The sequence below is a fragment of the Nocardioides lianchengensis genome (assembly GCF_900101465.1).
Classification (GTDB): Bacteria; Actinomycetota; Actinomycetes; order Propionibacteriales; family Nocardioidaceae; genus Nocardioides; species Nocardioides lianchengensis.
The window spans coordinates 351,548-378,290 of the sequence record NZ_FMZM01000005.1; the positions used below are offsets into that span (position 1 = coordinate 351,548).

Genomic DNA, 26,743 nt, shown 5'->3' on the forward strand with positions numbered 1-26,743 from the left:
CGTCCGCCTGACAATGGAGCCATGGAGCAGGTGGACGGAGCCCGTCGCGAGCTGGCGAGCCCGGCGTACCCCGACGACACGGGTGCGGTCCCGGGCGACCTGGCCGCGGCCCTGGCGTCGTACGACGAGGCGCCTGACGAGCCGGGTCGGTACGCCGGCGTGCTCGCCGCGCTGCAGACGGGGCGACTCCTGGTGCCGGTCGTCGCGGTGCTGGGGGAGGTGGAGGTCGACCAGGCCGGCCGGACCCGCGACAAGTCCGCCGACATGGCGGCCGTGCTGCTCACCGGCGCCGACGGCCGGCTGGCGCTGCTGGCGTTCACGGGGCTGGAGGCCTTGCGGGCCTGGGACCCGCAGGCCCGTCCGGTGCCGGTGCTCACGCAGCTCGCGGCCCAGTCGGCGGTCCAGGAGGGGGCGGCTGCCCTGGTGGTCGATGTCGCCGGTCCGATCCCTGTCGTCGTCGAGGGCGAGGACCTGCACGGTCTCGCTGCCGGCTGGACGCTCGCCCAGGTTGCCGGGCAGCCCGCCTGGGTGCGCCCCACCGATTAGCGGCATGCCGGAATGTTCGGCTAACCTCGGGTGTTGACCGATCAGTTCCCCGTGCCGCGAGGCGTCCGGGGAGCCGATCATCAAGCGGAGGACAAGCAACATCGTCTCCCACCCGCATCGGCCGAAGCACGATCAGGTCGTCGGGTCCGGTCCCGTAGGTCCCACCAGGCGCTGGTCGTCCGGTGGTGGTCCTCGGTGGTGCGATCACCTCGCGGTGACGTGTCGCGACTGGCTTCCGCTTGGATGAGCGGAAGCCTTCGTTGATTTCGGGCCCCCGCCCGCACGACGAGACCACCTGGCCACCTACCACTGGAGGACACATCAGCACCGAGCTTCGTATCAACGACCGGATCCGGGTTTCCGAGGTCCGCCTCGTTGGACCCAGCGGCGAGACCGTCGGCATCGTGCCGACGGCCGATGCGCTGCGCCTTGCCCAGGAAGCCGACCTCGACCTCGTCGAGATCGCGCCCATGGCCCGCCCGCCGGTCTGCAAGCTCATGGACTACGGGAAGTTCAAGTACGAGAACGCCCAGAAGGCCCGCGAGGCCCGCCGGAACCAGACGAACGTGATCATCAAGGAGATGAAGCTTCGTCCCAAGATCGACGCGCACGACTACGAGACCAAGAAGGGTCACGTGGTGCGCTTCCTCAAGGCCGGCGACAAGGTCAAGATCACGATCATGTTCCGCGGCCGCGAGCAGCACCGCCCCGAGCTGGGCTTCCGGCTGCTGCAGAAGCTGTCCGAGGACGTCGCGGAGCTCGGCTTCGTGGAGTCCTCGCCCAAGCAGGACGGCCGCAACATGATCATGGTGCTCGGCCCGCACAAGAAGAAGGCCGACGCCAAGGTCGACGCCCTCGCCGCCAAGGAGTCCCGCGCCGCCGAGCGTGCCGCGGCCCAGGCCGAGGAGCAGGCCGAGCGCGACGCCGCCCACGCCGCCGGACCGGTGGCGAAGAAGAAGGAGCGTGGCCGCTCCGAGAACCTCGATCCCGAGATCGAGGCCTGAGCCCCACCGCAGACCATCCTCGCCGGCGCGCCACCGTGCGCCGGGCAGGACGACGAGAGAGAGAAACAGATGCCGAAGAACAAGAGCCACTCGGGTGCCGGGAAGCGCTTCCGCGTGACCGGGTCCGGCAAGATCCTTCGCGAGAAGGCCGGCAAGCGCCACAACCTCGAGAAGAAGGCCTCGAAGGTCACGCGCCGCCTGACCGGGACCGTCGAGGTCGCCAAGGCCGACGTCCCCCGCGCGAAGAAGATGCTGGGTCTCTGACTCCCACGGGGCTCCGCCCCCGTGAGCCCCCGCTGGGGCTCTGCCCCAGACCCCGACCGGGGGTCTCCCGAACCGAACTTTGAGCACCAAGGAGTAACAAGTGGCACGCGTCAAGCGGGCGGTCAACGCCCAGAAGAAGCGCCGGGTCGTCCTCGAGCGGGCCAGCGGCTACCGCGGTCAGCGCTCGCGCCTGTACCGCAAGGCCAAGGAGCAGGTCACCCACTCGCTGGTCTACAGCTACAACGACCGGCGCAAGAACAAGGGCAACTTCCGCAAGCTGTGGATCCAGCGGATCAACGCTGCGGCCCGCGCCCAGGGGATCACCTACAACCGGTTCATCCAGGGCCTCGGCCTGGCCGGTGTCGAGGTCGACCGCAAGATCCTGGCCGAGCTGGCCGTCAACGACGTGGCCGCCTTCAACGCGCTGGTCGAGGTCGCCAAGGCCGCGCTGCCCGCGGACGTCAACGCCCCCAAGGCGGAGGCCTCGGCCTGACCACCCCTCTGACGACCGGCAACGGTCGTCTCAAGGACACGCGCAAGCTCAGCCGCCGCTCGGTGCGATCCGAGCGGCGGCTGTTCCTCGCCGACGGCCCGAAGGCCGTCGAGGGGGCGCTGTCCGTGCCGGGCTGCGTCGTCGAGGTCTTCGCGACCCCCGCCGCCACCGAGCAGTACGCCGGGCTCGCCACGGAGGCGGTCGAGGTCCCGTGGACGCTTGTCGACGACCGGGCCCTGGCCTCGCTGAGCGACAGTGTGTCGCCCGCCGGCGTGGTGGCGCTCTGCCGCCACCTGGACCGGCCGCTCGACGACCTGCTCAGCACCCCGCGCCGGCTGGTGGCGCTGTGCGCCGACGTGCGTGACCCCGGCAACGCGGGCACCGTCGTCCGGTGCGCGGACGCGGCCGGCGTCGAGGTCGTGGTGCTCGCCGGCAGCTCCGTCGACGCCTACAACCCGAAGACGGTTCGGGCGAGCGTGGGCAGTCTCTTCCACGTCCCGGTCGCGGTCGAGCCGGACGCCGCCGCCGCGGTCCGGGCCGCCCGGGCCGCGGGCCTGACCGTGCTGGCCGCCGACGGTGCCGGCGAGGTCGACCTCTTCGAGGCCGACGAGCTGCTCACCCGTCCGACGGCCTGGCTGTTCGGCAACGAGGCCTGGGGGCTGCCCGACGAGCTGGCGGCGCTCGCCGACCACCGGGTCCGGATCCCGATTCATGGCCGCGCCGAGAGCCTCAACCTCTCCACCGCGGCCGCCCTCTGCCTCTACGCCTCCGCGCGGGCCCAGCGCCGTACCCTGCAGGAGTGACCGACCCGGAGCACGACGCCCAGGCGCTCGCCGACTCGCTGCCCGACGGCGTGGTGGTGGCCGGCCCCGACCGGGTCGTGACCCTGGTGTCCTCGGTCGCCGCCACGATGCTCGGCCTGACCGCCGTCGAGACGGTCGGTCGGCCGCTGGGTGAGGTCCTCACGCTGCAGGATCACGAGGGCCAGCACTGGTACGACGTCAACCGCCCCTACCGCGGCCTCGCGACCCGGCGGGCGGTCCCCGAGCAGTCCTGGCAGCTCCCCAACGGGGAGGAGGTCCTGGTCGCGGCCCGGATCCACAGGCCCGCCCTCGACCAGCCGGTGTCCCGGGTCGTGGTGACCCTGCGCTCGGGCCGTGGTCGCGCGCGCCTGGACCGCGAGCGCTCCGACCTGGTCGCGACGGTGGCCCACGAGCTGCGCTCGCCGCTGACCGGGGTGAAGGGCTTCGTCCAGGCCCTGCTGAACCGGTGGGACAAGCTGAACGACGAGCAGAAGAAGCTGATGCTCACCACCGTGCACGCCGACTCCGACCGGCTCAGCCGGCTGATCGCCGAGCTGCTCGACGTGGCCCGCATCGACACCGGGCGGCTCCAGCTCTACCCGCGGCCCGCCGACGCCCAGGTCCTGGTCCACCGGATCGTCGAGTCGGTCTCCGCCGGCACCGCCACCCCCGTCGAGCTGGAGGTCGGCCCCGACCTGCCGGAGATCACGGTCGACCCCGACAAGTTCACCCAGGTGGTCACCAACCTGGTCGAGAACGGCGTCCGGCACGGCGACGGCACGGTCCGGGTGGCCCTGCGCGCGATGCCCGAGGGCACCGAGTGGCCGGGCGTGGAGGTCACCGTCGACGACCAGGGCACCGGGATCCCCGTCGAGCTGCGCCGCCGGGTCTTCACCAAGTTCTGGAAGGGCGGCGTACGGGGCGGCTCGGGCCTCGGGCTCTACATCGTGCACGGTCTGGTCCGCGCCCACGGCGGCATCGTGGTCATCGACGACGCCCCCGGCGGCGGCGCCCGTGTAGTCACGTGCTGGCCGGCCGAGGATCGTCGCCAGGACTGACCGACGACTCCTCCACGTGGTGCAGGACGCCCTCGTACCGCTTCACGGTCGCCACGAGCACGAAGCTCATCGTGACCAGCAGCGCCCAGGCCCCGATCTTCGACGCGTGCACGACGTGCCAGACCTGCTCCTGGCCGGGGTAGGCCCAGGCGTCCAGCAGGGTCGCGAGGTTCTCGGCGATCCAGAGGAAGAGCCCGATCAGCAGGAACGACACGGCCAGGGGCATCCGGTAGCGGGCCGGGCCGACGGTGAAGTGCACCCAGGTACGGCGCAGCAGCACCAGCCCCGCCAGCGCGAGCGGCACGCGCAGGTCGACGATCCAGTGGTGGGTGAAGAAGTTCGCGTAGATCCCCACGGCGACCGCCGTCGCGGGCAGTGCCGGGTAGTGGCTGACCCGCAGGTCCAGGCGCCGCCAGGCCTGGCAGATGTAGGAGCCGACGGCGGCGTACATGAAGCCGGAGAAGAGCGGCACGCCCGCCACCTTGGTCACCGCGTCGCCGGGGTAGGACCAGGAGCCGACGTGCACCTTGAACAGCTCCAGGCCGAGTCCCAGCAGGTGGAAGGCGCAGATCACCAGCACCTCGCGCCAGCTCTCCAGGCCCAGCCACCAGAAGCCGAGCGTGACCGCGACGCACCACACCAGCAGTGCGTCGTACGACGCCACCGGCAGCGGGACGACGAAGCAGACCAGCAGCCCGGCGAACACCGCGGCGGCGAAGACGCAGGACTGCAGCTCCGCCCACGCGAAGCGGAGCAGCTGCCGGACCGGGTACGCCGGGAACCGGTTCGCGCGTCCGGCGACCGGCTCCCTAGACTCCACGGTGACGTTCACCCTGCTATTGACGCACGACGAGAGGCCCGAGTTGTCCGGCCCGAACACCGACTACGACCCCGTGGAGGTCACGCCCTTGAAGTCCGAGGAGGTCGAGGCCGCCCGTGACGCCGCCCTCGCGGCGATCGCCGGCGCTGCCGATCTCGACGGGCTCAAGCAGGTGCGGATCGACCACACCGGAGACCGGTCGCCGCTGGCGCTGGCCAACCGCGAGATCGGGGCGCTCCCGCCGCAGGCCCGCAAGGAGGCCGGCCAGCGCATCGGCCAGGCCCGCGGTGCCGTCAACAAGGCGCTGGGGGAGCGGCAGGCCGTGCTCGAGGTCGAGCACGAGGAGCGGATGCTGGTCGAGGAGACCGTCGACGTCACGCTCCCGACCGACCGGCTTCCGTCGGGTGCCCGCCACCCGATCACCACCGGCTCCGAGCTGATCGCCGACATCTTTGTGGCCATGGGCTGGGAGGTCGCGGAGGGCCCGGTCATCGAGGCCGAGTGGCTCAACTTCGACGCCCTCAACCTCGGTGCCGACCACCCGGCGCGCACGATGCAGGACACCTTCTGGACCGAGCCGGCCGAGAACGCGATGGTGCTGCGCACCCACACCTCGCCGGTGCAGGCGCGCACGATGCTGACCCGTACGCCGCCGATCTACGTCGTCTGCCCGGGGCGGGTCTTCCGCACCGACGAGTACGACGCCACGCACAGCCCGATGTTCCACCAGGTCGAGGGCCTCGCGATCGACGAGGGCATCAGCATGGCCCACCTCAAGGGCACCCTCGACCACTTCGCGACGTCGATGTTCGGCGAGGGGATCACGACCCGGTTCCGGCCGTCGTACTTCCCCTTCACCGAGCCGTCCGCCGAGGTCGACCTGGTCTGCTTCGTCTGCCGGGGCGCCGGCGAGCTGGAGGGCTCGCCGTGTCGCACCTGCCGCGGGGAGGGCTGGATCGAGTGGGGTGGCTGCGGTGTCGTGAATCCGCGGGTGCTCACCGCCTGCGGCGTGGACGCCGAGCGCTACACCGGCTTCGCCTTCGGCATGGGCATCGACCGGACGCTGATGTTCCGCCACGGGCTCGAGGACCTCCGCGAGCTCTTCGAGGGCGACGTCCGCTTCACCACCGCTTTCGGAACGGAACTCTGAGCACATGAAGGCATCCCGATCCTGGATCGAGGAGTACGTCGACCTGCCGGCCGGCGTGACCACCGACGACCTGACCGCGCGGCTGACCGCGCTCGGTCTCAAGCTCGAGGCGATCGACCGCGCCGGCGACGCGATCACCGGCCCGCTGGTCCTCGGCCGGGTGCTCACGATGGAGCCCGAGCCGCAGAAGAACGGCAAGACGATCAACTGGTGCACCGTCGACGTCGGCGACGCCAACGGCACCGGCGAGCCCCAGGGCATCGTCTGCGGCGCCCACAACTTCGCACCCGGCGACCTGGTCGTCTGCGTGCTCCCGGGAGCAGTGCTCCCCGGCGACTTCGCGATCTCCGCGCGCAAGACCTACGGCCATCTCTCCGCGGGGATGATCTGCTCGGCGCGCGAGCTGGGTCTGGGCGAGGACCACGACGGCATCATCGTGCTGCCCGCCGACGCGGGCGAGCCGGGTCAGGACGCCTTCGGCGTGCTCGGGCTCGACGCCGAGGTGATCGAGTTCGAGATCAACCCCGACCGGGCCTACGGCCTGTCGCTGCGGGGCATCGCCCGCGACGCGGCCCTGGCCTACGACGCGCCGTACCGTGACCCGGCGCTGCGCGAGACCCCGGCCGCCAACGCCGAGGGCTGGCCGGTCGAGGTCGACGACGCCGTCGGCTGTCCGGTCTTCGTGGCCCGGCAGGTGACCGGGTTCGACCCGGCCGCCCCGACGCCCGCGTGGCTGGCCGAGCGGCTCCAGCACGCCGGCATGCGCTCCATCTCGTTGGCCGTCGACATCACGAACTACGTGATGCTCGAGACCGGCCGCCCGATCCACGGCTACGACGCCGACAAGGTGCAGGGCACGGTCCGGGTCCGCCGGGCGACTGAGGGCGAGCGGCTGACCACCCTTGACGGCACCGACCGGGCGCTGTCGCCCGAGGACCTGGTCGTCACCGACGACTCCGGCCTGATCGGCCTGGGCGGCGTGATGGGCGGTGAGACCACCGAGATGTCGTCCACCACGACCTCGGTCCTCGTCGAGGCGGCCCACTGGGACGCCACCGCGATGTTCCGCACCGGCAAGCGGCACAAGATCTCCTCCGAGGCCGGCAAGCGCAACGAGCGCGGCGTCGACCCGACGATCTGCGAGGCCGCGGCCGACCGGGTGGTCGAGCTGCTCACGACGTACGGCGGCGGCACGGTCCACCCTGGTGTGACCGTGGTCGGCACCCCGCCGGTGCCGCTCGCGATCGCCATCGACGCCGACCTGCCCGCGCGGGTCACCGGCATCGCCATCGACCCCGCCACCGCCGTCGCCGACCTCGAGGCCGTGGGCTGCACCGTCACGGTGGACGGCGACCGGCTCACCGCAGTCCCGCCCAGCTGGCGCCCCGACCTCACGGACCCGTTCGACCTGGTCGAGGAGGTCGCCCGCGTGGTCGGCTACGACCAGGTGCCGAGCGTGCTGCCGACGCCGTCTGCGGGCCGCGGGCTGACCCGCGAGCAGCGGCTGCGCCGTCGGGTCGGGCGCACCGTGGCCGGTGCCGGCTACGTCGAGGTGGTCAGCTTCCCGTTCGTCGGCGAGGCGACCTTCAACGCCCTCGGCCTGCCGGCCGACGACCCGCTGCGGCACACGGTCGGGCTGGCCAACCCGCTCTCGAGCGAGGAGCCGGCCTACACGACGACGCTGCTGCCCGGCCTGCTGAAGGCCGCGGCCCGCAACGTCGGCCGCGGCGCGGCCGGGGTCGCGCTCTTCGAGACCGGCACGGTCGCGTTCCCCGTCGACCGCGGGCCGGCCCCGATCTACGGCGTCGACCGGCGCCCCACTGACGACGAGCTCGCGAAGCTCTTCGACACGCTGCCCGAGCAGCCGCTGCACCTCGCCGTGGTGCTGGCCGGTGAGCGGGAGCGGGCCGGCTGGTGGGGCGAGGGCCGCGAGGCCGGCTGGGCCGACGCGATCGGCCTCGCCCGTCGCGTGGCCACCGAGCTCGGGGTCGAGCTCGTGGTCGAGTCCGCGAGCCGGATGCCGTGGCACCCGGGTCGCTGTGCGCGGCTGCTGGTCGGCGACGAGGTCCTCGGTCACGCCGGTGAGCTGCACCCGAAGGTCGCGAAGGCCTACGGCCTGCCGCCCCGCCCCGCGGCTCTCGAGCTCGACCTCGACCTGCTGCTGCGCCGGGCCGTCGACGTGGCCTCCGGCCCGGTGGTCTCCGGCTACCCGGTCGCCAAGGAGGACGTCGCCCTCGTCGTCCCCGCGGCGACCGCCGCGGCGGCCGTCGAGGCGGCGCTGCGCGAGGGAGCCGGTGCCCTGCTCGAGTCGATCCGGCTCTTCGACGTCTACACCGGCGAGCAGGTCGGCGACGGGCACAAGTCGCTCGCCTTCGCGCTCCGGTTCCGCGCGACCGACCGCACGCTCACCGACGAGGAGGTCGGGGCCGCCCGCGACGCAGCCGTGGCCCTGGCCGCCGAGCGCACCGGCGCCGCCCAGCGGGCCTGAGTCCCGTGGACCTGCGCCTGCTCGACGCCGTGAGCTGGCGCGGGTCACCGGTGGCGGGGGAGCGCACCCACGCCCTCCTCGCCGCCCTCGCCTCGGCGCCCGGCGAGGGCGTGAGCGAGGAGCGGCTGATCGACGAGATCTGGGGCGACGACGTCCCCGCCAACCCGGTCAAGGCGCTCCAGGTCGTCGTCTCGCGCGCGCGCACGGCGACCAGCGCGGACGCCGTCGTCCGGGCGCCCCACGGCTACCGCCTCGGCCCAGTCGACAGCGACGTCACCGAGGTACGGCGGGCGACGCTGGCCGCCCACGACGCCGAGCGCCGCGGCGACTGGGCCGGCGCCGCCGCGGCGGCACGCATCGTCACGGGGCAGCGGATCGCCGACTCCGGGGAGGGCGAGCTCGCCACCCTGCGCGCGACCGCCCGCACCGCACGGGAGGCGATGACCCGGCTGCTGGGCCGGGCGCTCTCCGTCCTCGGCGAGCACGAGGAGGCGCTGACCGTCCTCGACGGCTCGGCCCCCGACGAGCCCACCCTGCTGGCCCTGCTGCGCAGCGAGGCTGCCGTCCGCGGCGTCCCGGCGGCCCTGGAGCGGTACGACGAGGTGCGCCGCAACCTCGCCGACCGCCTCGGCGTCGACCCCGGCCCGGAGCTGCAGGCACTGCACGCCGAGCTGTTGGCCCGCGACCACCCGGTCCGCGAGGGACTCCGGTACGACGCGTCGCGGCTGATCGGTCGCGACGACGACCTCGCCGCCCTGGCCGCGATGACCCGCTCCTCAAGGCTGGTCTCGATCGTCGGGCCCGGCGGGCTGGGCAAGACCCGGCTGGCCCACCTGCTCGGCCGGCGGGCCGAGCAGGCGACGGTGCACTTCGTGGAGCTGGTCGGCGTCACCTCGCCGGAGGGCGTCGCCGCGGAGGTCGGCGACACCCTCGGGGTGCGCGACTCCTACGTCACCCGGGTCAGCGAGGCGGCCCGCCGTACCGACCTGCTCGCCCGCATCGTCGACCGGATCGGCACCGCGCCCTCACTGCTGGTTCTCGACAACTGCGAGCACGTCGTCGAGGCCGCCGCCGACCTGGTCGCCCAGCTGCTGGCCCGCACCCCGCAGCTGAGCGTGGTCACCACGACCCGCTCGCCGCTGGGGCTGGCCGCGGAGCGGGTCTACCTGCTGCCGCAGCTCGGCACCGACGACGCCGTCGAGCTGTTCCGCGAGCGGGCCACGTCCGCGCGGCCCGGCGTACGTCTGGACGACGGGGAGGTCCGGTCCCTGGTGGAGCGGCTCGACGGGCTGCCGCTGGCCGTCGAGCTCGCCGCGGCCCGGGTCCGTGTCATGTCCGTCGCCGAGATCACGCGTCGCCTCGACGACCGCTTCACGCTGCTGCGCGGAGGGAGTCGCGACGCTCCCGAGCGGCATCAGACGCTGCTCGCCGTCATCGACTGGTCGTGGGCGCTGCTGCCCGACGACCAGCGGGCCGCGCTGCGCCGGCTGTCGGTCTTCCGCGACGGCTTCGCCCTGGACGGCGCGGTCGCGGTCGTGGGCTCGCCGGACGCCCTCGACCTGGTGGAGCGGCTGGTCGAGCAGTCCCTGGTCACCGTTCATGAGACCGGCGACGGGCTGCGCTACCGGCTGCTGGAGACGGTGCGCGAGTTCGGCCGGCTCCGGCTGCAGGAGGCCGGCGAGGAGGCCGGTGCGACGACCGGGCTGCGCGCCTGGGCGACGAGTCTCGCCGGTGCCCTCGCTCCCCAGCTCTTCACCGTCGACCAGGTGGCCGTGATGCGGGCGGTCCGGGTCGAGGAGGGGAACCTGGTCGACGCCCTGCGCCGGGCGCTGGCCGACCGCGACGCCGACGCGGTCGTCGTCCTCGCCGCGGCCCTGATGGGCTTCTGGTCGATCGAGGGCGCCCACCTGAAGGTGGTGGGGATGGCGGACTCCGTCGAGGACGTGCTGCACGACGCCGAGCTCCGCGACGACCTCGGGGTCGTGCTGCGCGCGGTCCTTAGCGCGGTGGTCGTGAACGCGATGATCTTCGCGAACGAGACGTCGAAGCGGGCGATGGCCCGGCTCGAGGAGCTCGGCCCGGGCGATGAGCCACGGGTCGCGGGCATGGTCCGCGGCCTGCTGGCGACGGGCGGCAGCGAGGACGACCCGGCCGCGATGGAGGCGCTCTGCGACGACCCCGACCCCTTCGTCGCGCGGATCGCGCTGCAGTGGGCGTGCCAGGTCTACGAGAATGCCGGCGAGCTGGCCCTGGCCCGGCAGCGTGGCGAGCGGTCCCTGGCGCTGTGGACCGTCGAGGACGGGCCCTGGGGCCGGGCCCTGACGACCGCCCAGCTGGCCAGCCTGGCCCTCTCCGCCGGCGACATCGCGGAGGCCGAGCGGCTCGCGGCGGCCGCGCTGCCCGACCTCGTCGCGCTCGGGGCCGACGAGGACGCCGGGCAGACCCGCTCGGTCTTCGCGATCGCGGCGCTGCGGTCCGGGCGGGTCGACGAGGCGGAGCGGATCTTCGAGGAGATCGCGGCCACCGACGGGGGCCAGTCGCTGATGGGCGGGGCCATCAGCATCCTGTGCGGTCGGGCCGAGGTCGCACTGGCCCGCGGGCAGGTCGGCGAGGGGCTGGCGTCGTACCGGGCCGGCATCGCGGAGCTCGAGCGGCGTACCTTCCCGGGCAACGCGCTGCCCACGGGCTTCTCCCCGTGGGTCCTCTACCCGAGTGCCGCCGCTCTCTGTGCCCACATCCAGAGCGGCGAACGGGCCTCCGGCCGGTCGCTGCACGCCGGGCTGGTCGAGCGGGCCGGACTCGCGCTCGACGTCGAGGCGCCGTACCTCGACTACCCGGTGGTCGGCTCGGTCGTCTACGCCCTCGGCCTGTGGGAGCTCACCCGCCCGGAGGGCCCGGGGGAGCACGCCGCCGCCCTGATCGCGACAGCCGACCGCTTCGCCTACAACCGGATGCTGCCGAGCCTCGACTGGGCCTGGGCGCAGCAGCGCGCCGAGGACCTGGTCCCCGGCGCACTGACTGCTGCCGCCGACGCGCTGGGCGAGCGCCGTCCGCACGAGCTCCGCGACGACGTACGACGCCTGGTCGTCCGGCTCGTTCCGTGACGACTCACATCTTCCGGGCGTAGCTCCGCACGGCGAGCGGCGCGAAGATCGCGACGACGACGGCGCAGCCGAGCAGTGCCCAGGCGACCTCGCCGGTGACGTTGCCATCGTTGATCAGGTCGCGGACGGCCGAGACGACGTGCGAGACCGGGTTGACTTTGACGAAGGCCTGCAGCCAGCCCGGGAGGGTGCTCTCGGGCACGAAGGCGTTGGACAGGAACGTCAGCGGGAACATGATCATCATCGAGATGCCCTGCACGGCCTGGGCGCTGCGGGCGATGGTGCCGAGATAGGTGAAGATCCAGGCCAGCGACCAGCCGGCGACGATGGTCAGCGCCCAGCCGGCGAGCACGCCGAGCACCCCGCCGCCCGGCCGGTAGCCCATGGCCAGGCCGACCAGGATGGTCAGGGTCGCGGCCGTGCCGTAGCGGAGCAGGTCGGCGAGGGCCGGGCCCGCGAGCGGGGCGATCCGCGCGATGGGCAGCGACTTGAACCGGTCGAAGACGCCCTTGTCCATGTCCTCGCGCAGCTGGATGCCGGTCGCCATGCAGGCGGTGAGGGCGGTCTGGGCCAGGATGCCGGGGATGATGACCGGCAGGTAGTCCGCGACGCTGCCGGAGATCGCGCCGCCGAAGATGTAGGCGAACATCGCCGTGAACAGCAGCGGCTGGATCGTGACGTCGAAGAACTGCTCGGGGTTGCGCCGCATCTTCTTGGTCGAGCGCCAGGCCATCGACACGGTCTGGCTCAGCGTCTCGGCGAGCGTCGGGCGGGGGGCCAGCGTGCGGTCCTCGACGAGGACCGTCTCGTGCTCGGCAGTCAGGGTGGTCATCGGGTCGCCTCCGGGGTGAGGTCGGGAGTGGTGGTGTCCTCGTCGGTGCCGTGGCCGGTGATGGCCAGGAACACCTCGTCGAGGGTGGGCTTCTGCACGGTGGCGGCCGCGATCGACAGCCCGGACTGGCGCAGCGCGATCAGGACGTCGGCGGCCTGGTTGGCGTCGCTGAGCGAGGCGTTGAGGCCGCCGTGCTCCGGGGTCAGGACGGGCTCCTCACCCAGCACCCGCCGGACGACCTCGAGCGCGGCGGCGGTGTCGGCCTCGTTGGACATCCGCAACTGCAGCGAGGAGCTGCCGACCGAGGTCTTCAGCTCGTCGGGGGTGCCCTCGGCGACCTTCAGGCCGCGGTCGATGACGGCGATCCGGTCGGCCAGCTGGTCGGCCTCGTCGAGGTACTGGGTCGTCAGCAGCACGGTGCTGCCCTCGCGGACCAGGTCGCGGATGGTGTCCCACATCTGGCCCCGGGTCCGCGGGTCGAGGCCGGTGGTCGGCTCGTCGAGGAAGATGAGGGGCGGACGCGAGATCAGGCTGGCCGCGAGGTCGAGGCGGCGGCGCATGCCGCCCGAGAAGGTCGAGATCTGCCGGTCGGCCGCCTCGGTGAGGCCGAAGCGCTCGAGCAGGTCGTCGGCGGTCGCCCGGGCCCGCGCCGAGCGCAGGCCCTGCAGCCGGCCGAAGAGCCAGAGGTTCTCGCGCCCGGTGAGGTTCTCGTCGACCGAGGCGTACTGGCCGGTCACGCCGACCAGCTGGCGCACCATGTGTGGCTGCTCGCGGACGTCGACGCCGAAGACCGACGCCGTGCCGCCGTCGATCGGCAGCAGGGTGGCGAGCATCCGGATCATCGTGGTCTTGCCGGCCCCGTTGGGACCGAGCACGCCGAACACCTCGCCGCGACGGACCTCGAGGTCGACGCCGTCCACGGCGCGATGGGAGCCGAAGGTCTTGACCAGGCCGGTCGCGGTGACCGCCAGGTCGGTGCCGGCCAGGTCGGTGTCGGCCAGGGCGGTGGGGGCCAGGGAGGAGGGGAGTGCTGTCATGCCCCCAGGGTGGGGCGGCCCGGTTTCACGGCGCCTTCACGGCGCCTTCACGGACCGCCCCCCGGTGCCTGGGTTCCTCAGAGGTGGCGCAGCGGCACCGACGCGACCTGCATAAAGTGGTCGGAGGACGTCTGCGACTTCGCGGTGAAGTAGAGGTTCGTGTAGCCGCAGGAGCCGCGCGGGCCGCCGTACGTCAGGATGTAGTCGCGCCGGTGCGGCGAGGGGCCGAGCGGGAACTTATAGAGGTTCGACGTCGGCATGTGCGCCCCCTTCAGGGCGCTCGTGGCGTAGGTGTCGTACAGACCCGCGTTGAGCAGGGCACGCTGCACGTTGTTGAAGGGCATCGTGTTGGCCGTGGAGTTGAGGTCACCCGCGACCACGATCTGGTCGCTCGGGAAGGCCTTGCGGAGGCTCTTCAGGAAGCCGAGCGTCTTGGCCGTCTGGCGACCGCGGATGTCGAAGTCGCCGCGGGTCTCGCCCACCCGCAGGTGGTTGGACGTGACGACGAACGAGGCCTGGGTGCCACTCGTGGCCTGCAGCCGCACCCAGGGCATCAGGGAGTCCAGGGGCGCCTTCGGGTCGGTGACCCGGGAGAGCCCCTGGGCCAGCTCGGTGTAGACGTTCGCGTCGTAGATGATCCGGGTGCCGGTCAGGCCGCCGAGCACCCCGTAGTACGAGTTGTCCACGCCGTCGACCCAGGCGGCGGAGTCGTCGGCCTCGTTGAGCCGATCGATGATCCACTGGTGCTGGCGCACCGACCCGTTGCCCATGCCCTCCTTGCCGCTGGCCTCCTGGAGCGCGACCACGCGGGCGCCGCTGCGCCGGATGTCCTTGATGACGTTGGGCCCCCGGAGGTTCCAGCCGAGGCCCTTCGGCTTGTCGGTCGTGTCGCCCTTCCAGGTGCGGACGTTGAAGGTGCCGACCGTGACCCGGTCCTGGGGGAGCGCGGTGCAGGGGAAGGTCAGCGGCGCCTGGATCCACTTGGTGGGGCTGCCGCCCTTGGTGCCCTTCTTGCGGATGGCCGAGATCCGCACGAACGAGTAGTTGCCGGACGTCGGCAGCGCGTCGACGGCTCGCGCGACGACGATCGACGTCTTGCGGCGATTGACCTTGTACGTCTTGACGTCGCGGTCCAGCCGACGGCTCGGACCGACCGTGAGCACGTAGTGCTTGAGGCGCTTGACCGGCCCCGGCCGCTTCCAGCTGACCTTGATTCGGCCGTCCGGCAGGCTCGCCAGGCTCAGCCCCAGGCCACCGACGCCGTTCGCCGGGCTGCCGGCGTTGGTGCCGGTCGGGTTGGTGTTGCGTCGCTCCAGCGCAGTGGTGGCCACCCCGGCCTGCGCGGGCGCGGTGCCGAGCACGAACGCGAGCAGCAGCAGGGCCGTGAGTGCCTGGACGAGGCGGGCGGTCGGACGAGCGGGCATGAGTGACTCCAGGGAGCATCGAGGGTCGTGGGCGCTCGTCGGGTCTGTCGGCGGCCCAGCCGTCGACCTTAGCGAGATGCCCGCGTGCGCGGGGGCGCTTTCGGGAAGCTCGCGCTCAGTCGAGGGGCTGGTCGACGCAGGCGCGGAAGGCGTCGTACGTCGCCGGGTCGCCGCTCACCGCGATGCCCTCCTCGTCGCGGCGCCGCCAGAGCCAGGCGTCCAGGTCGGCCGCGCTGCCGGCGATCACCGCATGGGCCGGGCTGCCCGGATCGTCCACGACCTGCACGTGCGGACCGTCGTAGACCTTGCCGGACCCCGGGTCGGTGCCGAAGAACATCGACGGACGGACCCAGATCGCGGTGCCGAGGTCGACCAGGTCGAGGCGCAGGAGGGACGTGCCGACCTCGACGCGTCCCCACGCGGGGGCGTCCCCGCCGTACATCACGTCGAGCACCTCGAGCACTCCGTCCCCGGCCAGGGCCGCGTCCAGGGGCGTGACCGTCCCGGCGGTCTGCTCCGCGTCGAGGCGGTGGATCAGCGCCTCGTGCGCCTGCCGGCGGAAGCTGGTGCCGACGGTCTGCACGGGGGACCAGTGCCAGGCCGCCGCGTGGGGGCCGGCCGCCTCGAGCTCGTGCACCAGGGCGGCCGAGTGCTCGTCGAACGCCGCCAGCAGCCCGTCGTACGACGCCGACCGCGCGGGGCGGGGCAGCTCCTCGTCCGGGGGTGCCGGCCGGGTCCGGACCACGTGGGCCCAGAACCACTGCACCTCGGTGAGGTGCCAGAGCAGGTCGGCCGCGTCCCAGTCGGGGCAGGCCGGGACCCGGGCGGCCGGGTCGCAGGGGGCGAGGACGGCGCGGAACCGGGCGGACTCGCGACGGATGTGGTCGAGGAAGGTCGGGTACTCCACGGGCGGAACCTAGTCCGCCGGGCCGACATCGGCGAGCGCCTTCACCCCGACTTCACATGCTCATGCATGGCGCTGTATGGTCATGCACATGTCAACGAAGACCCGCGTGGCCGTCGCCGGCGCGAGCGGCTACGCCGGTGGCGAGCTGCTCCGGCTGCTGCTGGCCCATCCTCAGGTCGAGATCGGCGCCCTGACCGGCGCGTCCAATGCGGGCCAGCCCCTGGGTGGGCTCCAGCCCCACCTGGTGCCGCTCGCCGACCGGATCCTGGAGCCGACCGAGCTGTCGGTGCTCGAGGGCCACGACGTCGTCTTCCTGGCCCTCCCGCACGGCCAGTCCGGTGCGATCGCGGCCCAGCTCGGAGAGGGCACCGTGGTCGTCGACTGCGGCGCGGACTTCCGGCTGGCCGACCCGGGCGCGTGGGCGCAGTTCTACGGCGGTGAGCACGCCGGCACCTGGCCCTACGGCCTGCCCGAGCTCCCGGGTCAGCGCGCGCTGCTCGCCGGAGCGACCCGCGTCGCGGTTCCCGGCTGCTACCCGACGGTCTCCACGCTGACCCTCGCGCCCGCCGTCGCGGCCGGCCTGGTCGAGCCCGAGGTGGTCGTGGTCGCCGCGTCCGGCACCAGCGGCGCCGGCAAGGCGGCGAAGCCGCACCTGCTCGGCAGCGAGATCATGGGCAACGCCAGCGCGTACGGCGTCGGCGGCACCCACCGCCACACCCCCGAGATCACCCAGAACCTGTCCGGCCTGCTCGGCGAGGAGAGCGGCACGGTCAGCGTGAGCTTCACGCCGCTTCTCGTCCCGATGTCCCGCGGCATCCTCGCGACCTGCTCGGCGCCGCTGAGGCCCGGCGTCACCCCCGACGACCTGCGCTCCGCCTACGCGAAGGCGTACGACGACGAGCGCTTCGTGCACCTGCTCCCCGAGGGGCAGTGGCCCCAGACCAAGTCCGTCATCGGTTCCAACGCCGTGCACGTCCAGGTGACCGTCGACGCCGCCGCCGGCCGGATGGTCGCCGTGGGAGCGGTCGACAACCTGGCCAAGGGCACCGCCGGCGCCGCCGTGCAGTGCATGAACCTCGCCCTGGGCCTCGACGAGGGCCTGGGCCTGACCACCGTGGGGATCGCGCCGTGACCGAGCAGACCGAGACGACCGAGCAGCCGACGTACACGCTGCAGCAGTTCCCCGAGAAGCTCGCCGTGGTCCGGCTGCCTCCCGGCTCGGAGATCCCGACCTGGGCCGAGTCGTCCTCGCTGTTCTCCATCACCGCCACGGCGACCGAGACCTCGCTGGTCTGCGCCGGGCGCAACGTGCCCACCAAGCAGGTCGCCCAGAAGGGCCTCACCGCGTTCGCGGTCCAGGGTCCGCTGGACTTCGAGCTGGTCGGCGTCCTGGTCGAGCTGCTCACGCCGCTGGCCGAGGAGCGCATCAGCGTCTTCACCCTGTCGACCTACGACACCGACTGGATCCTGGTGCCGCTCACGGACGCGGAGAGGGCGGCCGAGGCCTGGCGACGACGGGGGCACACCGTCGCCCTCGCCGTGCCCGCCAAGCCCGTGAAGTCCACCCCCAGGAAGCAGAAGCCCAAGAAATGACCGTCACCACCCCCGCCGGGTTCACCGCCGCCGGCGTCCCCGCCGGCCTGAAGTCCACCGGGGCCAAGGACGTCGCGCTCGTCGTCAACGCCGGCCCGACGTACGACTCGGCCACCGTGTTCACCGCCAATCGCTGCAAGGCCAACCCGGTCCTCTGGAGCCAGGAGGTCGTGAAGGACGGCACCGTCCGCGCAGTCGTCCTCAACTCCGGCGGCGCCAACTGCTACACCGGCCCCGACGGCTTCCAGACCACGCACGCCGTGGCGGAGCGGGTCGCGACCCACCTCGGGATCGGCGCGATCGACGTCGTCGTCTGCTCGACCGGCCTGATCGGGCTCGCCAACGACCGCGAGCAGCTGCTCGCCGGCGTCGACGCGGCGTACGACGCCCTCGCGCCGGACGGCGGCCCGCAGGCGGCCGAGGCGATCATGACCACCGACTCCGTGAGCAAGCAGGTCGTGGTCGAGGGCGCCGGCTGGAGCGTTGGCGGGATCGCCAAGGGCGCCGGCATGCTCGCCCCGCAGCTGGCCACCATGCTGGTGGTCCTGACGACCGACGCGGTCGTCCCCGCCGCCGACCTCGACGCCGCGCTGCGCGCCGCGACCCGGGTCTCGTTCGACCGGCTCGACTCCGACGGCTGCATGTCGACCAACGACACGGTCACGGTGATGGCCAGTGGCGCCAGCGGCATCACACCCTCGCTGCCCGACTTCACCGAGGCGCTGACCCAGGCCTGCACCGACCTGGCCATGCAGCTGCTGAAGGACGCCGAGGGCGCCGACCACGAGATCGCGATCACCGTGCTCAACGCGGCCACCGAGGACGAGGCGGTGGAGGTGGGGCGCAGCGTCGCCCGCTCCAACCTGTTCAAGGCCGCCGTGTTCGGCAACGACCCCAACTGGGGTCGGGTGCTGGCCAGCGTCGGCACCACCCAGGCGCGGTTCGACCCCGCCGACCTCGACGTCGCGATGAACGGCGTCTGGGTCTGCCGTTCCTCGACCCCGCACGCCGACCCGGAGACGGTCGACCTGAAGCCCCGTGAGGTGAGCGTGACCATCGACCTGAAGTCCGGGTCCGAGCGGGCGACCGTCTGGACCAACGACCTGACCCACGCCTACGTCCACGAGAACAGCGCGTACTCGTCATGAACGACTCGACCAGCGGTGCCTTCGACACCAGCAAGCCCGACCAGGCCAAGGCCCGCACCCTCGCGGGCGCCCTGCCGTGGCTGAAGCAGTACCACGGCAAGATCGTCGTGGTGAAGTACGGCGGCAACGCCATGACCGACGAGACGCTCAAGCGGGCGTTCGCCGAGGACATCGCCTTCCTGCGCTTCGCCGGCTTCAAGCCGGTCGTCGTGCACGGCGGTGGCCCGCAGATCTCCCAGATGCTGGCCAAGCTCGGCATCGAGTCGGAGTTCCGCGGTGGCCTGCGGGTCACGACGCCCGAGGCGATGGACGTCGTCCGGATGGTCCTGGTGGGCCAGGTCCAGCGCGAGCTGGTCGGGCTCATCAACGAGCACGGCCCGCTGGCGGTCGGCTGCTCGGGCGAGGACGCCGGCCTGTTCACGGCCGAGCCGACCAACACGATCGTCGACGGCGAGGAGGTCGACCTCGGGCTGGTCGGCGAGGTCAGCCGGGTGCGCCCGGAGTCGGTGCTCGACCTGATCGAGGCCGGCCGGATCCCGGTCGTCTCCAGCGTCGCCCCCGACGTCCACGGCGTCGTCCACAACGTCAACGCCGACACCGCCGCCGCCGCGCTCGCGGTCGCGCTGAAGGCCGAGAAGCTGCTGGTGCTGACCGACGTGGAGGGTCTCTACCTCGACTGGCCGGACCCCACCGACGTGGTCGGTGAGATCAGCCCCGAGTCGCTCGCCGAGATCATGCCGTCCCTCGCCAGCGGGATGGTGCCGAAGATGGGCGCCTGCCTGAAGGCCGTCCAGGAGGGCGTGCCGCGGGCCACCGTCGTCGACGGCCGCGAACCGCACGCCGTCATCCTCGAGCTCTTCACCAAGGAGGGCGTCGGCACCCAGGTCCTCCCGGGTGTCGAGACCAAGACCCGGAAGGTGAGGGACACCCCGTGACCGACCTCCACGAGCGGTACGCCGCCTCGCTGATGAACACCTTCGGCCCGCCCAAGCTGGCGCTGGTCCGTGGTGCGGGCGCCCACGTCTGGGACGCCGACGGCCGGGAGTACGTCGACCTGCTCGGCGGCATCGCCGTCAACGCGCTCGGCCACGCCCACCCGGCCCTGGTCGAGGCCGTGACCACCCAGCTGCAGACGCTCGGCCACGTCTCCAACTTCTTCACCACCGGCCCGCAGGTCGAGCTGGCCGAGAAGCTGCTGGAGCTGGCCGGCGGCGGCCCCGGTCACGTCTTCCTCACCAACTCCGGCACCGAGGCCAACGAGGCCGCGTTCAAGCTGACCCGCCGTACCGGCCGCACCGAGGTGGTGGTCGCCGAGGGCGGCTTCCACGGCCGCACGATGGGCGCCCTGGCGCTGACCTCCAAGGAGGCCTACCGCGCGCCCTTCGAGCCGCTGCCCGGCGACGTCGTCTTCGTCCCGTACGGCGACGCGCAGGCCCTCGCCGTCGCGGTCTCGGAGCGGACCGCCGCGATCCTGCTCGAGCCGATGCAGGGCGAGGCGGGGGTCGTCGTACCGCCGGAGGGCTATCTCGCCGCCGCGCGGGCGATCGCCGACGAGCACGGGGCACTGCTGTGGTTCGACGAGGTGCAGACCGGCATGGGCCGCACCGGCCGTTGGCTCGCCTCCGAGGGGGTCACGCCCGACATCGTCACCCTGGCCAAGGGCCTGGCCGGCGGCTTCCCGATCGGCGCCTGCGTCGGCCTCGGCGCGGCCGGCGAGCTGTTCGAGCCCGGCAACCACGGCACGACCTTCGGCGGCAATCCGGTCGCCTGCGCGGCCGCGCTCGCCGTGATCCGGACCATCGAGGACGACGGCCTGCTCGAGCACGTCACCGTGCTGGGCCAGAAGATCCGCGACGGCCTGGCCGCCGACCCCCGGGTCACCGAGGTCCGGGGCGAGGGCCTGCTCATCGGGCTCGACCTCAGCGCCGACGTCTCGGCCCACGTGTTCGCCGCCGCGCTGGAGCACGGGTTCATCCTCAACAACCCCACCCCGAACCGGGTCCGGCTGGCCCCGCCGCTGGTGCTGACCAGCGACGACGCCGAGGCGTTCCTCGCGGCCTGGCCGGCGATCCTGGACGCGGCGTACGCGCAGGCGGGTTCCTGATGACCCGGCACTTCCTGGCCGACGACGACCTCAGCCCCGCCGAGCAGGCCGAGGTCCTGGAGCTGGCCGCCACCCTCAAGGCCTCCCCGTACGACGCCCGCCCGCTGGCCGGCCCGCAGTCGGTGGCGATGGTCTTCGACAAGCCCACGCTGCGCACCCAGGTCTCGTTCGGCGCCGGCATCGCCGAGCTCGGCGGCAACCCGATGCTGGTCGAGGGGCGCCTCGCGGGCATCGGCATCCGTGAGTCCGTCGAGGACGTGGCGCGGGTGCTGGGCCGTCAGGTGTCCGCGATCGTGTGGCGCACCTTCGAGCAGTCCGACCTCGAGCTGATGGCCGAGCACGCCGGTGTCCCGGTCGTGAACGCGCTGACCGACGAGTTCCACCCCTGCCAGCTGGTGGCCGACCTGCTCACCGTCCGTGAGCACGTCGGCCCGCTGGCCGGGCTGACCGTGGCCTTCGTCGGCGACGGCGCGTGCAACATGGGCAACTCCTGGCTGCTGGCCGGCGCCACCGCGGGGATGCACGTGCGGGTCAGCGCGCCCGAGGGCTACGTCCCGTCGCCGGCGATGTTCGACCGGGCCAACGCGATCGGCGCGACCACCGGAGGCTCGGCCACGGCGGTCCCCGACCCGGTCGCCGCCGTCACCGGTGCCGACGTCGTGGTCACCGACACCTGGGTGTCGATGGGCAAGGAGGAGGAGTCGGCCGCCCGCGAGGTCGTCTTCGGTCCCTGGTCGCTGACCGCGGACCTCCTCGCCCACGCGCAGCCCGAGGCGGTCGTGCTGCACTGCCTGCCCGCCTACCGCGGCAAGGAGATCGCGGCCGACGTGATCGACGGTCCGCAGAGCGTGGTATGGGACGAGGCGGAGAACCGCCGGCACGCGCAGAAGGCGATCCTGACCTACCTGCTGGAGCACCCGTGAGCGAGTCCGCGCTCCGGCCGGCCACGAAGGGCGCACGGCACCAGCAGATCGTCGACCTCGTTACCCACCATGAGATTCGGTCGCAGACCGAGCTGGCCGACCTGCTCGCCGAGAACGGCGTCCGGGTCACCCAGGCCACGCTGTCGCGCGACCTGGTCGAGCTCGACGCCATCAAGGTGCGGGCCTCCTCGGGGGCGCTGGTCTACGCCGTACCCGCGGAGGGCGGCGACCGCCGGCCCGCCGCGCCCGGCGAGACCGCGGCGGCCTCGGCGCGCCTGGCCCGGCTCTGCGGCGAGCTCCTGGTCAGCGCCGAGAGCAGCGCCAACCTGGTCGTCCTTCGCACCCCGCCGGGCGCCGCGCAGTTCCTGGCCTCCGCCTTCGACAAGGCGGAGTTCCCCGAGGTCCTCGGCACCATCGCCGGCGACGACACGGTCCTGGTCATCGGCCGGGACCCGGAGGGCGGCGACGCGCTCGCCCGGAGGTTCCTCTCCCTCGCCGACCACCACTACGACAAGCAGCACCACGACAAGAAGGAAGTCCACACGTGAGCAAGGTCCTGACGTCCCTCCCGGTCGGCCAGCGCGTCGGCATCGCCTTCTCCGGGGGGTTGGACACCTCCGTGGCGGTGGCCTGGATGCGCGACAAGGGCGCGGTCCCGTGCACCTACACCGCCGACATCGGCCAGTACGACGAGCCCGACATCTCCGGCGTGCCCGACCGCGCCAAGCAGTACGGCGCCGAGATCGCCCGCGCCGTCGACTGCCGCACCCAGCTGGTCGAGGAGGGCCTGGCCGCCATGGCCTGCGGCGCCTTCCACATCCGCTCCGGCGGTCGCACCTACTTCAACACCACCCCCCTCGGCCGCGCCGTCACCGGCACCCTGCTGGTCCGCGCGATGCACGAGGACGGCGTCGACATCTGGGGCGACGGCTCGACCTTCAAGGGCAACGACATCGAGCGGTTCTACCGCTACGGCCTGCTGGCCAACCCGCAGCTGCGCATCTACAAGCCGTGGCTGGACGCCGAGTTCGTCCACGAGCTCGGGGGCCGCACGGAGATGAGCCAGTGGCTGGTCGCCCACGACCTGCCCTACCGCGACTCCCAGGAGAAGGCCTACTCGACCGACGCCAACATCTGGGGCGCCACCCACGAGGCGAAGACCCTCGAGCACCTCGACGTCTCCCTGGAGACCGTCGAGCCGATCATGGGCGTGAAGTTCTGGGACCCGAGCGTCGAGATCGCGAGCGAGGACGTCACGGTCGCCTTCGAGCAGGGCCGTCCGGTCTCCATCAACGGCGTCCGGTTCGCGGACCCGGTGGCGCTGGTCATGGAGGCGAACGCGATCGGCGGCCGGCACGGCCTCGGCATGTCCGACCAGATCGAGAACCGGATCATCGAGGCCAAGTCCCGTGGCATCTACGAGGCCCCGGGCATGGCGCTGCTGTGGGCGGCGTACGAGCGGCTGCTCAACGCGATCCACAACGAGGACACGATCGCCAACTACACCGCCCAGGGCCGCCAGCTCGGCCGGCTGCTCTACGAGGGCCGCTGGCTGGACCCGCAGGCGCTGATGATCCGCGAGTCCATCCAGCGCTGGATCGCCTCCCTCGTCACCGGCGAGGTGACCCTGCGGCTGCGCCGCGGCGAGGACTACACCGTCCTGCGCACCGACGGCCCGGCGTTCTCGTACCACCCCGACAAGCTCTCGATGGAGCGCACCGACAACGCCGCCTTCGGCCCGACCGACCGGATCGGCCAGCTGACGATGCGCAACCTCGACATCGCCGACTCCCGCTGGAAGCTGGAGATGTACGCCGACCAGCCCGTCGAGCAGGGCCAGGTGCTGGTCGAGAACGGCACGCTCTTCGGCGAGCTGCCCGCGGGTGGTCGCGACGTCATCGCCAGCCCCGTCGGCGACGAGCTCGACGACGAGGCGCTCGACGCGGCCGCGATGGAGTTCGGCACCGACTGATGACCGACCCCGTCCGCCGCGTCGCCGCGCGCGTCCTGCCGGTGAGCGCCACCGGCGAGGTGCTGCTCCTCCAGTGCCAGGACCCCGCCCGCCCGGGCGACCTGCACTGGATCAGCGTCGGCGGCGCGGTCGACGCGGGGGAGTCGCTGCAGGAGGCGGCGCTGCGCGAGCTGGTCGAAGAGACCGGCGTGGTCGTGACGGCCGACCTGCTCAGCTCGCCACTGCACCGGGGCGAGTACCCGTTCACGTGGGACGGCGTCGACTACCTCAGCGACACCACCCTGTTCGCCCTGCCGCTCGACCGCGGCACCGAGGTGAGCTTCGCGCGCCTGGAGGAGGCGGAGGTCGGTAACGTCCTCGCCGCGGGCTGGTGGACCCCCGATGCCCTCCGGGCCGACGGTTCCGCCGCGTCGCCCGACCTGCCCGACATCATGGAAGCCGCGATCGCGGCCGTACGAGGAGACACGTGAGCACCAACACCGGCAAGCTGTGGGGCGGACGCTTCGAGGGCGGCCCGTCGCCGGAGCTGGACGCGCTGTCCCGCTCGACCCACTTCGACTGGCGGCTCACGCCGTACGACCTGGCGGGCAGCCGGGCGCACGCCAACGCCCTGCACCGCGCCGGCCTGCTCGCGGACGCCGACCACGCCGAGCTGCTCCGCGGCCTCGACGCCCTGGGGGAGCGGTACGCCGCCGGCGACCTGCGACCGGACCCCTCCGACGAGGACGTCCACGGCGCCCTGGAACGACTGCTTCTGGAGGAGGTCGGTCCGGACGTCGGGGGCCGGCTCCGCGCGGGCCGCAGCCGCAACGACCAGATCGCGACTCTGTTCAAGGTCTTCCTGCGCGACCACGCCCGCACCGTCGGCGGCCTGGTCCTCGACCTCGCCGACGTGCTCGTCGCCCAGGCCCGCGACCACCTCGCCCCGGTCCCGACCGTGATGCCCGGCCGCACCCACCTCCAGCACGCCCAGCCGGTGCTGCTGGCCCACCACCTGCTGGCCCACGCCTGGCCGCTGCTGCGCGACGTCGACCGTCTTCTCGACTGGGACGCCCGCGTCGCCGCGGACTCGCCGTACGGCTCGGGCGCGCTGGCCGGCCAGAGCCTGGGCCTCGACCCCGAGGGCGTCGCCCGCGAGCTCGGCTTCACCGGCTCCAGCGCCAACTCCATCGACGGTACGGCGGCCCGCGACTTCGTCGCCGAGTTCGCCTTCGTGGCCGCCCAGGTCGGCGTCGACGTCAGCCGGCTGGCCGAGGAGGTCATCCTGTGGTCGACCCGCGAGTTCGGCTTCGTGACGCTGCACGACTCGTGGTCGACCGGGTCGAGCATCATGCCGCAGAAGAAGAACCCCGACATCGCCGAGCTGGCCCGCGGCAAGGCCGGCCGGGTCATCGGCAATCTCTCCGGGCTGCTGGCCACCCTCAAGGCGCTGCCGCTCGCCTACAACCGCGACCTGCAGGAGGACAAGGAGCCGGTCTTCGACTCCGTCGACACCCTCGAGGTGCTGCTCCCGGCGTTCTCGGGGATGGTCGCCACCCTCGTGTTCGACCGCGACCGGCTGGCCGAGCTGGCTCCTCAGGGCTTCTCGCTCGCCACCGACGTCGCCGAGTGGCTGGTCCGCGAGAACGTGCCGTTCCGCATCGCCCACGAGCTCGCCGGTGCCTGCGTACGGCGCTGCGAGGAGCTCGGCATCGAGCTCGCCGACCTGAGCGACGAGCAGTTCGCCGCGATCGACCCCCGGCTGACGCCCGCGGTCCGCGACGTGCTCACGGTCGAGGGCTCGGTGGCCTCCCGCTCCGGCCGCGGCGGCACCGCGCCGAGCCGGGTCGCTCAGCAGCTCGACGAGGCGGTCGCCGCCATCGCCCGACACCGTGGACGCCTCGCCTGACCTGCTCGCGGTCCTCGCCGGGCCGGTCGAGCAGGTCGCCCCGCGCCTGCTCGGCGCCCACCTGACCCACGCCGGCGTCACCGTCCGCCTCACCGAGGTCGAGGCGTACGCCGGCCCGCTCGATCCCGGCTCGCACGCCTACCGGGGCCGGACCCGGCGCAACGCCGCGATGTTCGGTCCGGCCGGTCGCCTGTACTGCTACTTCACCTACGGCATGCACGTGTGCTGCAACGTGGTGACCGGCGACGAGGGCGATCCCGGTGCGGTCCTGCTCCGCGCGGGCGAGGTGGTCGCCGGCGTCGACCTTGCGCGAGAGCGGCGCCCGGGGTCCACCGATCGCGACCTGGCACGCGGGCCCGCTCGCCTGTGCCGCGCCCTGGCCGTGGGTCTCGAGCACGACGGCGTCGACCTGGTCTCCGGCCCGGTGCATCTGGTGCCGAGCAAGCCGGCGGGCGCGGTCTCGACCGGCCCTCGCGTCGGGCTCCGGGGAGCACCCGACCGTCCGTGGCGCTACTGGATCGCGGGGGAGCCGAGCGTGTCGTCGTACCGGCCCGCGAGGATCCGCTGAACCACGTCGAGGGGCGATGGCCACCCCGATTTTGCATGCCTGCAACGCCCGTGTAATGTTCCATCTCGCCGCGGCAAGCGGCTCCCACACTCGGGCCGAGAGGCCAAACAACGTGGGTGCCGCACGTCCAAGGCCAGGAACACCAGCTCAGCAAGATCGAGTCGCTCACCGAGTTGACGAGGTCAGCCAGAACCGGTAAGTTTCTGCAGGTTGCCCCGGGGCAAGGCCGAAAGGCCGGATCCGAGCGCGTCTGATTCTTGAGATCTCAACAGTGTGTCATAGTCGACGAATTAGTTTGTTATGCCCCGTCGGCTGATCTGATCCTGCTTCGGTAGGTGAGGTGATGTCAACGGTTTCTTTGGTAAGACAATGATTCTGACAATTGTCAGTATCGTCTTGTCAGGCATCTCTTTTTCCACGCATCGGCCTTTGGGTTGGTGTGTGGGTGTTGTTTTCAACGGAGAGTTTGATCCTGGCTCAGGACGAACGCTGGCGGCGTGCTTAACACATGCAAGTCGAGCGGTAAGGCTCCTTCGGGAGTACACGAGCGGCGAACGGGTGAGTAACACGTGAGTAATCTGCCCTCCACTTTGGGATAAGCCTCGGAAACGAGGTCT

Annotated in this window: 25 protein-coding genes and 1 rRNA gene; 21 read left to right on the forward strand and 5 right to left on the reverse strand. The window is 72.4% G+C overall.

Features of this window, described 5'->3' with window-relative positions:
• Positions 1-21: 21 nt before the first annotated feature.
• The 6 genes from BLT76_RS11510 to BLT76_RS11535 all read left to right on the forward strand — a co-directional run bounded on the left by BLT76_RS11510 (position 22) and on the right by BLT76_RS11535 (position 4,168).
• Positions 22-546 carry an SseB family protein gene (locus BLT76_RS11510; RefSeq protein WP_090855511.1) on the forward strand — a complete coding sequence of 175 codons (525 nt, stop codon included), beginning with the start codon at positions 22-24 and terminating at the stop codon, positions 544-546.
• 263 nt (positions 547-809) lie between these two features.
• A complete protein-coding gene (gene infC, locus BLT76_RS11515) occupies positions 810-1,550 on the forward strand; it encodes a translation initiation factor IF-3 (protein ID WP_090855675.1) in 741 nt (246 codons plus the stop codon).
• Positions 1,551-1,619: 69 nt separating this feature from the next.
• Positions 1,620-1,814, forward strand: a complete 195-nt coding sequence (gene rpmI, locus BLT76_RS11520) for a 50S ribosomal protein L35 (protein ID WP_056862815.1) — start codon at positions 1,620-1,622, stop codon at positions 1,812-1,814.
• Between the two features lie 100 nt (positions 1,815-1,914).
• Complete coding sequence (gene rplT, locus BLT76_RS11525) at positions 1,915-2,307, forward strand: 50S ribosomal protein L20 (RefSeq protein WP_090855514.1); 393 nt, start codon at positions 1,915-1,917, stop codon at positions 2,305-2,307.
• Positions 2,308-2,315: 8 nt separating this feature from the next.
• The gene (locus BLT76_RS11530) at positions 2,316-3,110 is read left to right on the forward strand and encodes a TrmH family RNA methyltransferase (protein WP_425287097.1); all 795 of its coding nucleotides are present in this window, start codon (positions 2,316-2,318) and stop codon (positions 3,108-3,110) included.
• Positions 3,107-4,168, forward strand: a complete 1,062-nt coding sequence (locus BLT76_RS11535) for a sensor histidine kinase (RefSeq protein ID WP_139175494.1) — start codon at positions 3,107-3,109, stop codon at positions 4,166-4,168. Before BLT76_RS11530 ends, BLT76_RS11535 begins: the two co-directional genes overlap by 4 nt.
• Here the strand turns inward: BLT76_RS11535 and BLT76_RS11540 are convergent.
• Positions 4,131-5,000 carry a DUF817 domain-containing protein gene (locus tag BLT76_RS11540; RefSeq protein ID WP_244509367.1) on the reverse strand — a complete coding sequence of 290 codons (870 nt, stop codon included), beginning with the start codon at positions 4,998-5,000 and terminating at the stop codon, positions 4,131-4,133. The genes BLT76_RS11535 and BLT76_RS11540 overlap by 38 nt on opposite strands.
• 31 nt (positions 5,001-5,031) lie before the next feature.
• Here BLT76_RS11540 and pheS point away from each other — a divergent pair, with 31 nt between their 5' ends.
• The 3 genes from pheS to BLT76_RS11555 are packed head-to-tail and all read left to right on the forward strand — an operon-like array spanning position 5,032 to position 11,730.
• Positions 5,032-6,138, forward strand: coding sequence for a phenylalanine--tRNA ligase subunit alpha (pheS, locus tag BLT76_RS11545; RefSeq protein ID WP_090855517.1), 1,107 nt, complete (start codon positions 5,032-5,034; stop codon positions 6,136-6,138).
• Between the two features lie 4 nt (positions 6,139-6,142).
• Positions 6,143-8,626: a phenylalanine--tRNA ligase subunit beta gene (pheT, locus tag BLT76_RS11550; protein WP_090855520.1), complete on the forward strand. Its 2,484-nt coding sequence runs from the start codon at positions 6,143-6,145 to the stop codon at positions 8,624-8,626.
• A gap of 5 nt (positions 8,627-8,631) precedes the next feature.
• Complete coding sequence (locus BLT76_RS11555; protein WP_090855523.1) at positions 8,632-11,730, forward strand: ATP-binding protein; 3,099 nt, start codon at positions 8,632-8,634, stop codon at positions 11,728-11,730.
• Positions 11,731-11,734: 4 nt separating this feature from the next.
• Here BLT76_RS11555 and BLT76_RS11560 read toward each other — a convergent pair whose 3' ends face one another.
• The 4 genes from BLT76_RS11560 to BLT76_RS11575 all read right to left on the reverse strand — a co-directional run bounded on the left by BLT76_RS11560 (position 11,735) and on the right by BLT76_RS11575 (position 15,930).
• Positions 11,735-12,562, reverse strand: coding sequence for an ABC transporter permease (locus BLT76_RS11560; RefSeq protein WP_090855527.1), 828 nt, complete (start codon positions 12,560-12,562; stop codon positions 11,735-11,737).
• Positions 12,559-13,599 (reverse strand): ATP-binding cassette domain-containing protein, encoded by a 1,041-nt coding sequence (locus BLT76_RS11565; RefSeq protein ID WP_090855529.1) that lies wholly within the window; start codon positions 13,597-13,599, stop codon positions 12,559-12,561. Before BLT76_RS11565 ends, BLT76_RS11560 begins: the two co-directional genes overlap by 4 nt.
• Positions 13,600-13,676: 77 nt before the next feature.
• On the reverse strand, positions 13,677-15,023 hold the full coding sequence (locus tag BLT76_RS11570; protein ID WP_090855535.1) for an exonuclease/endonuclease/phosphatase family protein: 1,347 nt from the start codon (positions 15,021-15,023) through the stop codon (positions 13,677-13,679).
• 115 nt (positions 15,024-15,138) lie between these two features.
• Positions 15,139-15,930, reverse strand: a complete 792-nt coding sequence (locus BLT76_RS11575; protein ID WP_090855538.1) for a maleylpyruvate isomerase family mycothiol-dependent enzyme — start codon at positions 15,928-15,930, stop codon at positions 15,139-15,141.
• Between the two features lie 82 nt (positions 15,931-16,012).
• Here BLT76_RS11575 and argC point away from each other — a divergent pair, with 82 nt between their 5' ends.
• The 12 genes from argC to BLT76_RS11635 form a co-directional block, all read left to right on the forward strand.
• On the forward strand, positions 16,013-17,062 hold the full coding sequence (gene argC / locus BLT76_RS11580) for an N-acetyl-gamma-glutamyl-phosphate reductase (protein WP_090855686.1): 1,050 nt from the start codon (positions 16,013-16,015) through the stop codon (positions 17,060-17,062).
• A complete protein-coding gene (locus tag BLT76_RS11585) occupies positions 17,059-17,523 on the forward strand; it encodes an ACT domain-containing protein (RefSeq protein WP_170867028.1) in 465 nt (154 codons plus the stop codon). The genes argC and BLT76_RS11585 overlap by 4 nt, the downstream gene beginning before the upstream one ends.
• Positions 17,520-18,671, forward strand: a complete 1,152-nt coding sequence (gene argJ / locus BLT76_RS11590) for a bifunctional glutamate N-acetyltransferase/amino-acid acetyltransferase ArgJ (protein ID WP_090855544.1) — start codon at positions 17,520-17,522, stop codon at positions 18,669-18,671. Before BLT76_RS11585 ends, argJ begins: the two co-directional genes overlap by 4 nt.
• The gene (argB, locus tag BLT76_RS11595; RefSeq protein WP_090855547.1) at positions 18,668-19,606 is read left to right on the forward strand and encodes an acetylglutamate kinase; all 939 of its coding nucleotides are present in this window, start codon (positions 18,668-18,670) and stop codon (positions 19,604-19,606) included. The genes argJ and argB overlap by 4 nt, the downstream gene beginning before the upstream one ends.
• The gene (locus tag BLT76_RS11600) at positions 19,603-20,775 is read left to right on the forward strand and encodes an acetylornithine transaminase (protein ID WP_090855550.1); all 1,173 of its coding nucleotides are present in this window, start codon (positions 19,603-19,605) and stop codon (positions 20,773-20,775) included. Before argB ends, BLT76_RS11600 begins: the two co-directional genes overlap by 4 nt.
• Positions 20,775-21,698: an ornithine carbamoyltransferase gene (gene argF, locus BLT76_RS11605; RefSeq protein ID WP_090855553.1), complete on the forward strand. Its 924-nt coding sequence runs from the start codon at positions 20,775-20,777 to the stop codon at positions 21,696-21,698. Before BLT76_RS11600 ends, argF begins: the two co-directional genes overlap by 1 nt.
• Positions 21,695-22,246 (forward strand): arginine repressor, encoded by a 552-nt coding sequence (locus BLT76_RS11610; RefSeq protein ID WP_090855556.1) that lies wholly within the window; start codon positions 21,695-21,697, stop codon positions 22,244-22,246. Before argF ends, BLT76_RS11610 begins: the two co-directional genes overlap by 4 nt.
• On the forward strand, positions 22,243-23,670 hold the full coding sequence (gene argG / locus BLT76_RS11615) for an argininosuccinate synthase (RefSeq protein ID WP_090855559.1): 1,428 nt from the start codon (positions 22,243-22,245) through the stop codon (positions 23,668-23,670). The genes BLT76_RS11610 and argG overlap by 4 nt, the downstream gene beginning before the upstream one ends.
• Positions 23,670-24,140: an NUDIX hydrolase gene (locus BLT76_RS11620; protein ID WP_090855564.1), complete on the forward strand. Its 471-nt coding sequence runs from the start codon at positions 23,670-23,672 to the stop codon at positions 24,138-24,140. The genes argG and BLT76_RS11620 overlap by 1 nt, the downstream gene beginning before the upstream one ends.
• Positions 24,137-25,558, forward strand: coding sequence for an argininosuccinate lyase (argH, locus tag BLT76_RS11625; protein ID WP_090855567.1), 1,422 nt, complete (start codon positions 24,137-24,139; stop codon positions 25,556-25,558). The genes BLT76_RS11620 and argH overlap by 4 nt, the downstream gene beginning before the upstream one ends.
• A complete protein-coding gene (locus BLT76_RS11630) occupies positions 25,542-26,126 on the forward strand; it encodes a DNA-3-methyladenine glycosylase (protein WP_090855570.1) in 585 nt (194 codons plus the stop codon). The genes argH and BLT76_RS11630 overlap by 17 nt, the downstream gene beginning before the upstream one ends.
• Positions 26,127-26,580: 454 nt before the next feature.
• Positions 26,581-26,743 (forward strand): 16S ribosomal RNA (locus BLT76_RS11635); the annotation flags it as partial.

What these genes read in the sequence shown, in the direction of transcription:
- BLT76_RS11565 (WP_090855529.1), bottom strand. Translation starts at nt 13,599, where the DNA reads ATGACAGCACTCCCCTCCTCCCTGGCCCCCACCGCCCTGGCCGACACC.
- BLT76_RS11620 (WP_090855564.1), top strand. Translation starts at nt 23,670, where the DNA reads ATGACCGACCCCGTCCGCCGCGTCGCCGCGCGCGTCCTGCCGGTGAGC.
- rpmI (WP_056862815.1), top strand. Translation starts at nt 1,620, where the DNA reads ATGCCGAAGAACAAGAGCCACTCGGGTGCCGGGAAGCGCTTCCGCGTG.
- argF (WP_090855553.1), top strand. Translation starts at nt 20,775, where the DNA reads ATGACCCGGCACTTCCTGGCCGACGACGACCTCAGCCCCGCCGAGCAG.
- argC (WP_090855686.1), top strand. Translation starts at nt 16,013, where the DNA reads ATGCACATGTCAACGAAGACCCGCGTGGCCGTCGCCGGCGCGAGCGGC.
- argB (WP_090855547.1), top strand. Translation starts at nt 18,668, where the DNA reads ATGAACGACTCGACCAGCGGTGCCTTCGACACCAGCAAGCCCGACCAG.
- argJ (WP_090855544.1), top strand. Translation starts at nt 17,520, where the DNA reads ATGACCGTCACCACCCCCGCCGGGTTCACCGCCGCCGGCGTCCCCGCC.
- BLT76_RS11510 (WP_090855511.1), top strand. Translation starts at nt 22, where the DNA reads ATGGAGCAGGTGGACGGAGCCCGTCGCGAGCTGGCGAGCCCGGCGTAC.
- BLT76_RS11560 (WP_090855527.1), bottom strand. Translation starts at nt 12,562, where the DNA reads ATGACCACCCTGACTGCCGAGCACGAGACGGTCCTCGTCGAGGACCGC.
- BLT76_RS11570 (WP_090855535.1), bottom strand. Translation starts at nt 15,023, where the DNA reads ATGCCCGCTCGTCCGACCGCCCGCCTCGTCCAGGCACTCACGGCCCTG.
- pheT (WP_090855520.1), top strand. Translation starts at nt 6,143, where the DNA reads ATGAAGGCATCCCGATCCTGGATCGAGGAGTACGTCGACCTGCCGGCC.